At 51.6% G+C, this 13,658-nt stretch carries 13 protein-coding genes; 1 reads left to right on the forward strand and 12 read right to left on the reverse strand.

Translation table 11 applies throughout. The features are described from left to right. Window positions 1-58 precede the first annotated feature (58 nt). The 4 genes from potD to potA are packed head-to-tail and all read right to left on the reverse strand — an operon-like array spanning window position 59 to window position 3,886. Complete coding sequence (gene potD, locus OGX89_RS21590; protein ID WP_003030797.1) at window positions 59-1,105, reverse strand: spermidine/putrescine ABC transporter substrate-binding protein PotD; 1,047 nt, start codon at window positions 1,103-1,105, stop codon at window positions 59-61. Between the two features lie 27 nt (window positions 1,106-1,132). Beyond that, window positions 1,133-1,912 carry a spermidine/putrescine ABC transporter permease PotC gene (potC, locus tag OGX89_RS21595; protein ID WP_003030794.1) on the reverse strand — a complete coding sequence of 260 codons (780 nt, stop codon included), beginning with the start codon at window positions 1,910-1,912 and terminating at the stop codon, window positions 1,133-1,135. Beyond that, window positions 1,909-2,766 (reverse strand): spermidine/putrescine ABC transporter permease PotB, encoded by an 858-nt coding sequence (gene potB, locus OGX89_RS21600; protein WP_003832285.1) that lies wholly within the window; start codon window positions 2,764-2,766, stop codon window positions 1,909-1,911. Before potB ends, potC begins: the two co-directional genes overlap by 4 nt. After that, on the reverse strand, window positions 2,750-3,886 hold the full coding sequence (potA, locus tag OGX89_RS21605; RefSeq protein ID WP_126956051.1) for a spermidine/putrescine ABC transporter ATP-binding protein PotA: 1,137 nt from the start codon (window positions 3,884-3,886) through the stop codon (window positions 2,750-2,752). The genes potB and potA overlap by 17 nt, the downstream gene beginning before the upstream one ends. A gap of 250 nt (window positions 3,887-4,136) precedes the next feature. On the opposite strand from potA, the gene pepT reads away from it, so the two are divergent. Continuing rightward, on the forward strand, window positions 4,137-5,363 hold the full coding sequence (gene pepT, locus OGX89_RS21610; RefSeq protein ID WP_126956053.1) for a peptidase T: 1,227 nt from the start codon (window positions 4,137-4,139) through the stop codon (window positions 5,361-5,363). A 100-nt stretch (window positions 5,364-5,463) separates the two neighbouring features. Here pepT and roxA read toward each other — a convergent pair whose 3' ends face one another. The 8 genes from roxA to OGX89_RS21650 form a co-directional block, all read right to left on the reverse strand. After that, window positions 5,464-6,585 carry a [50S ribosomal protein L16]-arginine 3-hydroxylase gene (gene roxA, locus OGX89_RS21615; protein ID WP_126956055.1) on the reverse strand — a complete coding sequence of 374 codons (1,122 nt, stop codon included), beginning with the start codon at window positions 6,583-6,585 and terminating at the stop codon, window positions 5,464-5,466. 92 nt (window positions 6,586-6,677) lie between these two features. After that, window positions 6,678-8,141 (reverse strand): two-component system sensor histidine kinase PhoQ, encoded by a 1,464-nt coding sequence (phoQ, locus tag OGX89_RS21620; protein WP_003832291.1) that lies wholly within the window; start codon window positions 8,139-8,141, stop codon window positions 6,678-6,680. Further along, the gene (gene phoP, locus OGX89_RS21625; protein WP_003846709.1) at window positions 8,141-8,812 is read right to left on the reverse strand and encodes a two-component system response regulator PhoP; all 672 of its coding nucleotides are present in this window, start codon (window positions 8,810-8,812) and stop codon (window positions 8,141-8,143) included. The genes phoQ and phoP overlap by 1 nt, the downstream gene beginning before the upstream one ends. Window positions 8,813-9,007: 195 nt before the next feature. Beyond that, complete coding sequence (gene purB, locus OGX89_RS21630; RefSeq protein ID WP_286561099.1) at window positions 9,008-10,378, reverse strand: adenylosuccinate lyase; 1,371 nt, start codon at window positions 10,376-10,378, stop codon at window positions 9,008-9,010. Between the two features lie 3 nt (window positions 10,379-10,381). Beyond that, a complete protein-coding gene (gene hflD, locus OGX89_RS21635; RefSeq protein WP_003832401.1) occupies window positions 10,382-11,023 on the reverse strand; it encodes a high frequency lysogenization protein HflD in 642 nt (213 codons plus the stop codon). A gap of 34 nt (window positions 11,024-11,057) precedes the next feature. Further along, window positions 11,058-12,164 (reverse strand): tRNA 2-thiouridine(34) synthase MnmA, encoded by a 1,107-nt coding sequence (gene mnmA / locus OGX89_RS21640; RefSeq protein WP_115191207.1) that lies wholly within the window; start codon window positions 12,162-12,164, stop codon window positions 11,058-11,060. Between the two features lie 53 nt (window positions 12,165-12,217). Then, complete coding sequence (locus OGX89_RS21645; protein WP_008784446.1) at window positions 12,218-12,679, reverse strand: NUDIX hydrolase; 462 nt, start codon at window positions 12,677-12,679, stop codon at window positions 12,218-12,220. 9 nt (window positions 12,680-12,688) lie between these two features. Further along, a complete protein-coding gene (locus OGX89_RS21650; protein WP_126956057.1) occupies window positions 12,689-13,627 on the reverse strand; it encodes a hypothetical protein in 939 nt (312 codons plus the stop codon). Window positions 13,628-13,658: the final 31 nt, after the last annotated feature.

Here is a 13,658-nt window from a genome sequence, read left to right on the forward strand (position 1 = left end):
TTGCATTTATGTAGGCCCGATAAGCGTCGCGCCATCGGGCATTCCTTACAACGCTGAATTAGCGTCCTGCTTTTAGCTTCTGATAATACTCTTCGTAGATAGCACTGGCGGAACCGACATCGTTCTGCCATTCCCCTTTGTTGATGGTTTCTGCATCAGGGTAGAGCGTTTTGTCGTTCGCGACCTCAGGACTTAACAGCTTGCGTGCTGCCAGGTTTGGCGTCGGGTAACCGATAGTTTCTGCGACTTCTTTCGCCACGTCCGGGCGCAGCAGGAAGTTAATCAGCTTCAGTGCACCTTCTTTGTTTTTCGCGTTAGCCGGAATAGACAGGCTGTCCATCCAGAAAATGCCACCTTCTTTCGGCCATACCACTTCCAGCGGTGTGCCCGCCTGACGCGCAACATACGCGGAGCCGTTCCACACCATCCCCAGATTAACTTCGCCTTCCATATACGGGTTGGCCGGGTTGTCAGAGTTAAATGCCGCAACGTTAGGCATCAGCTTCTTCAACTCGTTATAGGCGGCTTCAATCTCTTTAGGATCGGTGGTATTGCCGGAATATCCCAGCTTGCGCAGCGCCATCTGGAACACTTCTCGCGCATCATCGGTTAACAGCAGACTGCCTTTGTACTCCGGCTTCCACAGATCGGCCCAACTGGTGACGGTTTTAGGATCGATAGCATCGCTGTTGACGCCAATGGCCGTCGCACCCCAGATATACGGGATGGAGTAGTCATTGTTCGGGTCAAACGGCTTGTTGAGCATTTCCGGATCGAGGTTGTGGAAGTTGGTCAACGTCGATTTGTCGATCTTCTGGATCATGCCTTCTTTACGCATTTTATCGACGTAATAGGTGGACGGAACCACCAAATCGTATGCGCCGTCTTTATAGGTTTTGAGCTTGGCGTACATGGTTTCATTCGACTCGTAGGTCGAATAGATAACCTTAATGCCGGTTTCTTTGGTGAACTGTTCCAGCAGACCCGGTGGTACGTATTCAGTCCAGTTATAGAAATAGAGCGTGTTGTTGTCATTCGCGTGAGCGGCGCTCATGCCCAGTGCCAGAGCACCCGCCGCGAGCAGGTGGCGTGACCATTTTTTCATCATTTAACGTCCCCTGAATTAAGGGCCTTAGCGGCCCTTGGTTTTATCACGTGCAATAAGCTGGCTGGCAATCACCATAACCAGCGACAGAACCAACAAAATGGTCGCCAGCGCGTTCACCTCTGGTGATACGCCGACTTTAACCATTGAGTAGATTTTTAATGGCAAAATTTCATAACCCGGTCCGGTGACGAAAGATGAAACAACAACATCATCCATCGACAGCGTAAAACTCAGCAACCAACCCGCAGCCACCGCAGGCATAGCCAGTGGTAGTATTATCTTGCGCAGAATAGTTACTTCGCTGGCACCCAAATCTTTAGCCGCCTCAAGCATGCGGACATCAAAACCTTTCAGGCGAGAGTAAACCGTCACCACCACAAAAGGCAGACAAAAAGTGATATGCGAGAACAGCAGCGACCAGAAACCCAGTTGAATGCCGATCAGCATAAACAGCACCAGCAGAGATATTGCCATCACAATATCCGGCGACATCATCACCACGAACAGCATGCCACTGACGAACGGTTTACCGCGAAAACGGTAACGGTACAGCGCAACCGCAGTAAGTGAGCCGATCAAGGTGGCAAACGTGGCGGATAGCACCGCCATCGTCAGCGAGTGCTGTGCTGCCTGCAACAGGCTGTCGTTATTCATCAGCAGGCCGTACCATTTGGTAGTAAAACCCTGCCAGTTGATGCCAAAGCGCGAACTGTTAAAGGAGTTCACAATCAGAATGATGATTGGAATATACAGATACGCGTAGATAGCGGTCATAAAACCGCCGCGAAGCAGTCGACCGATCATTCGAGTTCCACCTTCTTGTTCAGTAAGCGGGAGGCGCGCCAGTAGATCAGCAGCATCAGACCCATCACGATGGTCAGCGTAATGCTGGTGGCTGCACCAAACGGCCAGTCGCGGATGTTCAGGAACTGAACTTTAATTACGTTACCAATCAGCAGGTTTTTCGCACCGCCCATTAAGTCGGAAACGTAAAACAGCCCCATTGCGGGCAGCATGACCAGCAGGCATCCGGCGATAATCCCCGGCATCGTCAACGGAATAATGATGCGAGTGAAGGTCTGAAGCTTATTGGCACCTAAATCGCGTGCGGCTTCCAGCAGCGGTTTATCGAGCTTTTCAATGCTGGAATAGAGCGGCATCACCATAAACGGCAGCAGGATGTATACCAGCCCGATAATCACCGCGCTGGGGGTAAACATAATGCGAATGGGTGTATCGATAACGCCGAGCCATAACAGAAACTCGTTGAGATAGCCTTTGGTACTGAGGAAAATTTTGAGTCCGTAGATGCGAATAAGGGAATTGGTCCAGAACGGAACAATCAGCAGGAATAGCAGCAGCGGGCGTACTTTTTCCGGCAGTTTCACCAAAAACCAGGCAAACGGGTAGCCGAGTACCAGACAGGCGAGCGTGGCAATCAGCGCCATATTGAGGGAGTGAACCAGCACCTCAAAATAGAGCGGATCGAGCAGACGCGTATAGTTCTCCAGCGTAAAGACCATTTTGACGAAATTGGCGTCGTCACGGGTCAAAAAGCTGGTGCCGATGATCATCAGGTTGGGCAGAAAGACAAATAACACAAGCCAACCGACAATGGTGAAGATCACCACACTCTGGAATTTACTTGTGCTCTTCATCAGCCAGTACGACCTCCCAGCTTTCTACCCAGTTAATTGCCATTTTCTGGTCGAGCGAGTGGTCAAAGTCAGGATCATCTTCGTTGAAGAATTCGCTGACCATCACCATTTTGCCATTTTCCAGTTCCACAACCGACTCCAGCGTCATGCCTTTGTAGTTGCGTTCGCGCACGTAGCCGATCAGGCCTTCGATATGATTATCATCGTTGATTTCATCAACGCGTAAATCTTCAGGGCGTAACAGAACGTGCAGCTTTTGTCCGGGAGCTACCGCGAAGTTGACATAAATATTGCACTCGCGGCCTTCAACGTTAGCACGAACACGTTGTTCATCCAGACGTTCAATCACCGTGGCGTTAAACATATTGATCTCGCCGATAAACCCGGCGACAAACAGATTCTTTGGCTCTTCGTAGATTTCGCGCGGCGTACCGTCCTGCTCAATCTTACCATCGCGCATCACCACGATGCGGTCAGACATAGTCAGCGCTTCTTCCTGATCGTGTGTGACAAAGACAAAAGTGATACCAAGCTTACGCTGCAGCGCTTTCAGTTCGTTCTGCATCTGCTTACGCAGCTTGTAGTCCAGCGCAGAGAGGGATTCATCTAACAAGAGTAAGCGGGGTTTGTTGACCACTGCTCGGGCAATCGCTACGCGCTGCTGCTGTCCGCCGGAAAGTTGATGCGGTTTTCGCTGGGCGAACTCTTCCAGTTGCACCATGCGCAGGGCTTCGGTAACGCGGGGAGAAATGTCGGCTGCGGGCGTTTTTTGCATGCGTAAACCAAAGGCCACATTCTCAAACACAGTCATGTGGGGGAATAGTGCATAGCTTTGGAAGACGGTATTCACGTAGCGATTTTCCGCTGGAACGTGAGTGATGTCCTCGTTGTCCAACAAAATATGACCGGAATCAACCGTTTCCAGACCGGCAATCAGGCGAAGAACGGTTGTTTTACCGCAGCCAGAGGGGCCAAGCAGCGTAAGAAACTCGCCATTATTGATGGTCAAATCCAGGCTGGAAATCACCTCTTTGCCATCGAAACTTTTGCGAATTCCCGCTAATTGCACCAGTGGAGAAAGCGAACGCGGTTGTTTATTCAATTTTTTACTCTGTCCCATGTAAACGCAACGGATGGCTGACCGATGCGGGGTTTGTGGTTAACCACCTTGATGACTCTTAATGAGGGCCGTTATTCTACGGCAAACCATTGTAATCGCCAATCCTTGTTGCGAATTACTGACTTAGCCCTATAGTCAGAGGGGATGTCAGGGCGAAATATTCTCACTTGCGGGGATAAAAGTGACCTGACGCAATATTTGTCTTTTGTTGCTTATTGATAATGTTGTCACAAAAAGTGAGGGTGACTGCATGGATAAACTACTTGAGCGTTTTTTACACTACGTGTCGCTGGACACCCAATCAAAATCGGGTGTGCGGCAGGTACCCAGCACCGAAGGACAGTGGAAATTATTACAACTGCTCAAACAACAGCTCGAAGAGATGGGGCTGGTTAATATTTCACTGAGCGAAAAAGGCACGCTGATGGCAACGTTACCCGCTAACGTTGCTGGCAATATTCCTGCGATCGGCTTTATTTCCCATGTGGATACCTCACCGGATTTCAGCGGTAAAAATGTCAATCCGCAAATCGTTGAAAACTATCGCGGTGGCGATATTGCGTTAGGCATTGGTGATGAAGTTTTATCGCCGGTGATGTTCCCGGTGCTGCATCAACTTCTGGGTCAGACGCTGATCACCACAGACGGTAAAACGTTGTTGGGCGCGGATGATAAAGCAGGCGTGGCGGAAATCATGACCGCACTGGCTGTGCTTATCCAAAAAAATATTGCGCACGGTGATATCCGCGTGGCCTTTACGCCGGACGAAGAGGTGGGTAAAGGGGCGAAGCATTTTGATGTTGCGGCATTCGATGCGCAGTGGGCCTATACCGTTGACGGTGGTGGCGTAGGTGAGCTGGAGTTTGAAAACTTCAACGCCGCGTCGGTTAATATCAAAATTGTTGGCAACAATGTGCATCCCGGCACCGCAAAAGGGGTGATGGTGAATGCGCTGTCCCTGGCGGCGCGTATTCACGCTGAGGTTCCGGCAGATGAAAGCCCTGAAAAGACGGAAGGCTATGAAGGCTTTTATCATCTGGCGAGCATGAAAGGGACGGTCGATCGGGCGGATATGCACTACATTATTCGTGATTTTGACCGTAAGCAGTTTGAAGCGCGTAAACGCAAGGTCATGGATATCGCCAAGAAGGTTGGCAAAGGGTTACACCCAGACTGCTATATCGAACTGGTGATTGAAGACAGTTACTACAATATGCGCGAAAAAGTGATTGAGCATCCGTACGTGCTGGATATCGCCCAGCAGGCGATGCGCGATTGTGATATTGAGCCGGTGCTGAAACCGATCCGTGGCGGCACTGACGGCGCGCAGCTGTCGTTTATGGGATTACCGTGTCCGAATCTGTTCACCGGCGGCTACAACTATCATGGCAAGCATGAGTTTGTGACGCTGGAAGGAATGGAAAAAGCGGTGCAGGTGATTGTGCGTATTGCTGAATTGGCCGCGAAACAAAAATAAAGCATGTGTAGTTGCCGGATGGCGCTTTGCTTATCCGGCCTACAATATTTCACTCCAGTAGGCCTGATAAGACGCATGGCGTCGCATCAGGCACAGTCTATTACCCTTCGAAGAACCAGTACCCGCTGTTGACCAGCGCGGCAAGCATGGCAAGGAAAGAAGGATCTTCCAGCGCATCCTCAAAGTTCTCAGCCGTCAGCACAATATGACTGGCCAGCGCTTCCAGCGCAGGACGATGTGGCGAGTCAATTTTCTCACCGTTAGCGTAGACGTCATCGCCAATGCGCAATACGCGCAATCCGCCCAGACGCACTAACACATCACCTTGTTTCAGGGCATCATAAATTTCGTCTGGCTGATACGGTGGCTCCGGCGGGGCAATATCCAGCTCATGACGAGACTGAGAGATAAACTCGCCAAACCACTGCTGAAAATGTTCTGGCTGATTAATCAGACCCAGCATCATTTCGCGCAGCTTGTCCATTTCCTGCGGCAGAACATCTGCCGGATGATCGCGCGGTGGCAGGTCAGGATCGCTGTAATAGGTGCTGCCCAGTTCGCGTTGCAAAACGTAATCGGCGAACCCGCTGATCAGCTCGCGAGTGTTTGGCGCGCGGAAGCCAACCGAATAGTTCATCGCGTTTTCTAACGCATAGCCTTCGTGCGGGAATCCCGGTGGAATGTACAGGATATCGCCGGGTTCCAGCTCTTCATCAATGATGGCTTCGAACGGGTCGACCTGAAGAAGATCCGGGTGAGGGCAGTGCTGCTTCAACTGCAGCTTTTCGCCTACGCGCCAGCGACGACGACCGGTTCCCTGAATGATAAATACATCGTACTGATCCAGGTGCGGGCCAACGCCGCCGCCGGGTACAGAGAAAGAAATCATCAGATCGTCGATACGCCAGTCCGGTAATTCACGGAACGGGCGCATCAGCGCGGCGGTAGGTTCGTGCCAGTGGTTGACCGCCTGCACCAGCAAAGACCAGTTGTTCTCGCCAAGATGGTCGTAGCTTTCGAAGGGACCATGGCTAACCTGCCATTTACCATCCTGATGGCTGACGAGTCGGCTGTCGACTTCGCTTTCCATTGCCAGTCCAGCCAGTTCGTCAGGAGAGAGTGGGTCGATAAAGTTGTTAAACCCGCGTTTTAAGACCACCGGGCGTTTCTGCCAGTGGCGTTCAAGAAAATCGTGCCAGTTAAGTGTGAGTTGGTATTCCATAGTGAGCATCCCGCAGGCTGGTATCTGCAACCGATTATAACGGATACTTAACCTCAAGCGTGAAGTCAGTACATATTTATTACATGCGACGATTACTCGTCTTTCTGGCCCGGCTGCTGGCGGCCAAAAATAACTTCCATGCGCGCTCCACCCAGCAGGCTATCACCAGCAATAATTTGCCCGTCATACTGTTCAGTGATTTCTCGCGCCACCGCCAGACCGACGCCTTGTCCGGGACGTAGTGTATCTACGCGCTGTCCACGGTCAAACACCACTTCCCGTTTGCTTTGCGGAATACCAGGACCATCGTCTTCGACCAGAATATGCAGCTGATCCTCAGACAGTTGCGCCGAAATCTCGACAAACTCCAGACAATATTTACAGGCGTTATCCAGGACGTTGCCCAACACCTCGACAAAGTCATTCTGTTCACCCACAAAGCTGATCTCAGGTGAGATATCGAGATTAATGTTGACCCCTTTACGCTGATACACTTTATTCAGCGCCGAGGTGAGCTTATCCAGCAACGGCGCGACCGGGTGCAGCTCGCGGCTGAGTAGGGCACTGCTGCCACGCATACTGGCGCGATGCAGGTAATAGCCTATCTGTTGGGAAATACGACTGATTTGTTCCAGCATGATAGGCTCTGCGTCGCTGACGTTCATCTTTTCGTTACGCATTGAGCGCAGCGTACTTTGCAGTACCGCTAGTGGCGTTTTCAGGCTATGGGTGAGATCGGTTAACGTGGTGCGGTATTTATCGTAGCGCTCACGTTCGCTTTTTAAAAGTCGATTGAGATTGCGAACCAGGCTGGTCAATTCGCGTGTGGTGGCGGGGTTTAGCATCTCACGATGATGTTCCTCAAGCTCACGGACTTCACGCGCTAGCGACTCAATTGGCCGCAGGCTCCACCAGGCGGCCACCCATAACAGCGGAATGACCAGCAACAGATTGGCGACCAGGACATAAATAAACCAGCTCCAGACCATATACGAGCGCTTTAGCTCTATAGGAATGGTGTCGACAACCACAATAGTCAGTTGCGGCATTCTGGCTGTGGCGGGGTAGACGTTCACCGCCACGGAGTGGGTCATTTCGGCGTCGTCATCATCTTCTCTGACTTCTTTTAACTGCTGCTGAGCGGAGTGATCTTCGCCCAGTAAAGTGCTGGTGGCGTCTACATTGGCTTCAATTTCATGAAAACCGTTCGTTTTTAGCCAGTCCGGTTGGATACTTTTCGTCAGCCAGGGAACATTGCGCTGCGCCCACAACAATTCACCGCTTTCGTTATAGATCAGCGACATTGTTGGGCTTTGCATATCGAGATGTTCAGGCAGCTCGACGTTTATCTTGCCGTTTTCCCACTTTGCCAGGGTATAAAACAGATTACTTTCACCCCGCAGCAGGCGGAACGTTGTCTTATCAAAGCTGACGCTGTAGCCCACCAGGGCAACCATGCCGTAGGCCAGCGAAAGCACCAACACCACGCCTGCGGTTGCCAGTAAAAAGCGCAACCGCAGCGATAGCGGGAAAAAATGACGCAATAGTTTATTCATTAGCGCAGTTCAAAAAGATATCCCTGACCACGCACGGTGGTGATGACGTCGTCCGGATACTGCGCCTGTATTTTCTTACGCAGACGTCCCATTAGAACATCAATGGTGTGACTTTCGCGCAGCTCGGCATCCGGATAAAGCTGCAGCATGAGCGAATCTTTACTGACCACTTTGCCATTATTACGGATGAGCGTTTCCATAATGGTGTATTCAAACGCAGTGAGCTTGATAACTTCATCATTGACGGATAACTCGCGTCGAGAGAGGTCCACCTGAAAAGGCGGAAGGGAGATAATTTGCGATGCCAGACCGCTGTTGCGGCGCATCAGTGCCTGCATGCGCGCAGCCACTTCTTCGATGTGAAACGGTTTGGTGACATAATCGTCAGCGCCAGCGCTGAGGACTTCCACCTTGTCCTGCCAGCCTTCGCGCGCGGTTAATACCAGAATCGGCAGCGAAACCTCATTACTGCGCCAGCGGCGGATCAGCGACAAACCATCTTCATCGGGGAGTCCTAAATCAACGATCGCGATATCTGGCAGATGTTCATTCAGATAATAGTCCGCTTCCTTCGCATCTTCTGCATCATCCACCTGATGCCCTAAATCCTGTAACTGAACCTTGAGGTGGTGGCGTAATAAAGCATTATCCTCGACAACCAGTACGCGCATCATCGTTTCTCCCTAAAATAATGGTATGAATAGTTTAACGCTGATTATGTGGCTGTGGGGATAAACATTTAATAAACCGGGGGAAGGGATAATCTCGCGGACAATAAAAAAGCCGGAAGCGCTGATGCTTTCCGGCTTACTACGATATGAACGGAAGACCGGAACAGGCTCAAGCACGCTCCGGCATCAAACAGATTACTTCAGTTCATCAACCATGGTGATGGCGCGACCAATATAATTGGCAGGCGTCATTGCTTTCAGGCGAGTTTTCTCTTCTTCCGGCAGCGCCAGACCGTCGATAAACTGCTTCATACCTTCGGCGTCAACGCGCTTACCGCGGGTCAGCTCTTTCAGTTTCTCGTACGGCTTCTCAATACCGTAGCGACGCATCACGGTCTGAATCGGCTCTGCCAGAACTTCCCAGTTATGATCCAGTTCATCCAGCAGATGATCGCGGTTCACTTCCAGTTTGCTCACGCCTTTCAGCGTGGACTGATACGCGATCAGCGCATAGCCAATACCTACGCCCAGGTTACGCAGAACGGTAGAGTCAGTCAGGTCACGCTGCCAGCGGGAGACCGGCAGTTTGCTCGCCAGGTGCTGCAGAACCGCGTTAGACAGACCCAGGTTACCCTCGGAGTTTTCGAAATCGATGGGGTTAACTTTGTGCGGCATGGTGGAAGAGCCGATTTCACCCGCGATGGTTTTCTGTTTGAAATGGTTCAGCGCCACGTAACCCCAGACATCGCGGTCAAAGTCGATCAGGATGGTGTTGAAACGGGCGATGCAGTCAAACAGCTCGGCAATGTAGTCGTGCGGCTCAATCTGCGTGGTGTACGGGTTCCACTGGATGCCCAGCGAGGTGACAAACTCTTCGCTGAACTGATGCCAGTCAACTTCCGGGTAAGCGGCGATGTGGGCGTTATAGTTACCGACTGCACCATTGATCTTACCAAGAATTTCAACCTGGTTGAGCTGACGATACTGACGCTCCATACGGTAAGCCACGTTAGCCATTTCTTTGCCTAGCGTAGAAGGGGTGGCTGGCTGACCGTGGGTACGGGAGAGCAGAGGAATATCGCGATACTGTACAGACAGATCTTTCACCGCGTCGATAAGCTTACGCCAGTACGGCAGAACCACTTCTTCGCGTGCGGTTTTCAACATCAGCGCGTGAGACAGGTTGTTGATGTCTTCTGAAGTACACGCAAAGTGGATAAATTCGGAAACAGCGTGCAGTTCCGGGATATCCGCCACTTTCTCTTTCAGGAAATACTCAACTGCCTTCACATCATGGTTGGTCGTACGCTCAATGGTTTTGATGCGCGCAGCATCTTCTTCATTGAAGTTAGCGACGATCGCATCAAGGAAACCGATTGCGTCGGCAGCAAAAGCAGGAACTTCCTTGATCGCTGCGTGCGCGGCCAGTTTTTGCAGCCAGCGTACTTCAACCTGTACGCGGAATTTCAGCAAACCGTATTCGCTGAAAATCCCGCGCAGCGCGCTGACTTTATCGCCGTAGCGTCCATCGACAGGGGAAACGGCGGTCAGTGAGGATAATTCCATAGATCACAACTCCGGGGTTAAATGAGCAAGAATTTGTTTTGCCTGAGTCGTCAGGCGATTACGAGAAAACATGAGTTGCAGACGGCCTCCACCAACCTGATGCCAGAGCACGGCAGCACGGATGCCAGCCAGCAGCGAAGCGCGTACTTTAGCCTGTACTTGTGGGCTCTGAAGGATGGCCGGGGAACCCGTGACCTGAATACGCGGGCCAAGTGGGCTGATGACGTCAACATAAATGCCAGCCATCGCACTCATCAACGTTTCTGACTGCAAATCAAAATGGTCTAGTTGGCGCTGCAAGCCGCTAATACGGTCTCCCAGCGTGTCCATAGCGCCCTTGGCCGCTGACAGCTTACGCTCCAGCACCATCAGGCTTAGCGTATAGCGGGTGAGTTCCGCGTTCAGTCCCTGACGACTGCTGGCGTTCAGTACGCCAAGCAGCGTTTCAAGGCCAAGACGCAGATTGGCTTCGCTGCCGCCAAACACGCCCAGCGTAGAGCTGGGATTCATGTCGATGACACTGTTCAGTGAAACGTGTAATGCATCGGCATCACAATGCCCCTGGTGCGCCAGTTCCTGCACCAGGCGTGCCGACTGACAAATGCCTGCCAGGGCGAGGGTGATGTCATAATAATTCTTTGCCACGTTCACTGCTTCCTTGTATCAAATGTGTAAGTAATTATACCGGCAGAGGCAATCGTTGTTCGATAATGCCGCCGCCGAGGCACACTTCGCCATTGTAAAAGACAGCCGACTGACCCGGCGTGACCGCCGCGACTGGCTCGTCGAAAATGACTTCAATACGCTCAGCATCCAGTGCCTTAACGGTGCACGGAATGTCGGTCTGACGATAGCGGGTTTTCACCGTGCAGCGCATGGTGCCGGTGAACGGTTCGCGATCGACCCAATGCAGCTGTTGCGCCACCAGCCCAATGGACATCAGACGTGGATGTTCATGACCCTGAGCGACAACCAGAATGTTGTTCTCAACGTCTTTATCCACCACATACCATGGATCTTCTGTCCCTTCTTTCGTTCCGCCAATACCCAGACCTTTACGCTGACCCAGAGTGTGGTACATCAGCCCCTGATGCTGGCCAATCTCTTCGCCGTCAACGGTGATGATTTTGCCTGGCTGAGCCGGCAGGTAACGACCAAGAAACTCGCGGAACTTACGTTCGCCAATGAAGCAGATGCCGGTGGAGTCTTTTTTCTTGGCTGTAATCAGACCAAGATCTTCGGCAATTTTACGCACCTGCGGTTTTTCCAGTTCACCGACCGGGAACAGGCTTTGCGCGATTTGCTCATGGCCGAGCGTATAGAGGAAATAACTCTGGTCTTTATTGCCATCGAGCCCACGCAGCAGGCGGCTTTTGCCGTCGACATCCGCGCGACGCACGTAGTGACCGGTGGCGATGTAATCGGCACCTAAATCTTCTGCGGCAAACTCAAGGAAGGCTTTAAACTTAATTTCTTTATTGCACAGAATATCCGGGTTCGGCGTACGGCCCGCTTTGTACTCTTCAAGGAACAGTTCAAAGACGTTGTCCCAGTATTCTGCGGCAAAGTTGACGGTATGCAGTTCAATGCCGAGTTTGTCACAGACAGCCTGCGCATCCGCAAGGTCGGCGGCCGCTGTGCAGTATTCCTCGCCATCGTCCTCTTCCCAGTTCTTCATGAACAGGCCTTCTACCTGATAGCCCTGTTGTTGTAACAGCCAGGCAGAAACGGAGGAATCGACACCGCCGGACATGCCGACGATCACTTTTTTTGGGCTTTCAGACATAGGAATACTCACGACATTGAACTTCAAGGCGGCATATTCTAGCACGCAGCCCTTTACTTGACACCCTCTGTAAACGGCCAGTTAAATTCGCCGATCATGGCCAGTGGGTAGCGCTGTCCGCTCTGATAACAGCGAATACTCTCTGCAACCAACGGCGAACGCAGGTTTGGCGCAGAGAAAATCTCTTCTGCGCTGACCCAACGACAGCAATCTATATCGCTGTCATGGGGTTCTGTAGCGCACATATTGGCAAGCTCGATAGAGAAAAGAAAACGCAAAAAGGGCGTTCTGTCCGGCGCAATCCATTGATGCATACGAATGAAATGCTGCGGCTGCGCTTTAATGCCTGTTTCTTCCCACAGTTCGCGTGCTGCGGCTTGCACCAGCGTTTCATCGGCTTCCAGGTGTCCTGCAGGCTGATTCCACAAGGCTTTGCCATTGATCGTTTCTTCAACGACTAAGAATTTATCTTCTGCATGCACAATGCAGGCGACCGTGACGTGCGGTTTGAACATGTTTTCCCCTTATTCCTCAGCAAATCCTTCGGTAACATCAGGCCAGCTAATTTCACCGCTGGCCTTGTCGATACTGATATAAGCCACGGGAGGTGACGTTTGTGGGTCGGCCCCTCCACGGCACAATGCAGTTTGATGATCCTCGCGCACGATAATTTCAATGGCCTTTTTAGCATTCCAGCTTTCATAAAAGATACATTGGTGGTCGTGACGTAGCCCAAGGGTGGCGACTCTTGTTGCTTTGTCTGTCGACTGCGGGTTGATGTCGTCGCGATAGTGGTCACCGCTGTTTATAGCCTGTAACTGCGACTTTTTTAACCAGCCGCGTATGATTTGGCGATCGGTGGTGTAATAGACCGCTTCCATAAAATCATCGTTGGATTGTTCTTGTACAGAGACGAGGTCGCCGGGCACTAAAAATACGGACGGGCTGCGACACTGTTCGGTTGGCATCGCATAGAACCATGCGCGGGTGTCTCCTGTTACCTGATAGTGGTTTGCGGAGGAGGAGGGTAAGAACCCGCGCTGCGACATCGCTTTATTTGCCCATGTCTGGCAAGACGCGCTTACTGCAAGCGGACTGGATAACGGCGTTAACCCAACTACCGAGACCCAGCCGGTGGCGAAGGTTCCTTTAGCGTCCCGATAACGTACGTAACGATAAGGTTCATCTTTGGAAAGCATGCCCGTGCTTTTGTAGCGCTGTGAACTCCTGAGCACCTCGACGGTGTCGCCATTGACCATGAACGCGGGGAGTTGACACTCTGTTGCTGGTGCAGAATAGAAATGCAGGCGTGAGTCGGTTTTTACTTTGGCAGACTCATAAAGGTAGTTTGCCTCTCCGGCTGCTGTTCCGGCAATCGTCTCACAGTCCAGTTTTGCTGAACAAAACGGTGACGCGCCGAGCAGGATGAATGCTGCAAAAAGCTGCTTATCCATTTTTTTCATTCTTCCCTGTTAACACTCACGTTAAACCGTA

It is taken from the genome of Citrobacter sp. Cpo103 (assembly GCF_030332605.1).
Lineage (GTDB): Bacteria > Pseudomonadota > Gammaproteobacteria > Enterobacterales > Enterobacteriaceae > Citrobacter > Citrobacter portucalensis.

Excerpts from the sequence above, each read along its gene's own strand:
- pepT (WP_126956053.1), top strand. The coding sequence starts at position 4,137 with ATGGATAAACTACTTGAGCGTTTTTTACACTACGTGTCGCTGGACACC.
- phoP (WP_003846709.1), bottom strand. The coding sequence starts at position 8,812 with ATGCGCGTACTGGTTGTCGAGGATAATGCTTTATTACGCCACCACCTC.
- roxA (WP_126956055.1), bottom strand. The coding sequence starts at position 6,585 with ATGGAATACCAACTCACACTTAACTGGCACGATTTTCTTGAACGCCAC.
- mnmA (WP_115191207.1), bottom strand. The coding sequence starts at position 12,164 with ATGTCTGAAAGCCCAAAAAAAGTGATCGTCGGCATGTCCGGCGGTGTC.
- potB (WP_003832285.1), bottom strand. The coding sequence starts at position 2,766 with ATGAAGAGCACAAGTAAATTCCAGAGTGTGGTGATCTTCACCATTGTC.
- potD (WP_003030797.1), bottom strand. The coding sequence starts at position 1,105 with ATGAAAAAATGGTCACGCCACCTGCTCGCGGCGGGTGCTCTGGCACTG.
- phoQ (WP_003832291.1), bottom strand. The coding sequence starts at position 8,141 with ATGAATAAACTATTGCGTCATTTTTTCCCGCTATCGCTGCGGTTGCGC.
- potC (WP_003030794.1), bottom strand. The coding sequence starts at position 1,912 with ATGATCGGTCGACTGCTTCGCGGCGGTTTTATGACCGCTATCTACGCG.
- OGX89_RS21645 (WP_008784446.1), bottom strand. The coding sequence starts at position 12,679 with ATGTTCAAACCGCACGTCACGGTCGCCTGCATTGTGCATGCAGAAGAT.
- potA (WP_126956051.1), bottom strand. The coding sequence starts at position 3,886 with ATGGGACAGAGTAAAAAATTGAATAAACAACCGCGTTCGCTTTCTCCA.
- OGX89_RS21650 (WP_126956057.1), bottom strand. The coding sequence starts at position 13,627 with ATGAAAAAAATGGATAAGCAGCTTTTTGCAGCATTCATCCTGCTCGGC.
- purB (WP_286561099.1), bottom strand. The coding sequence starts at position 10,378 with ATGGAATTATCCTCACTGACCGCCGTTTCCCCTGTCGATGGACGCTAC.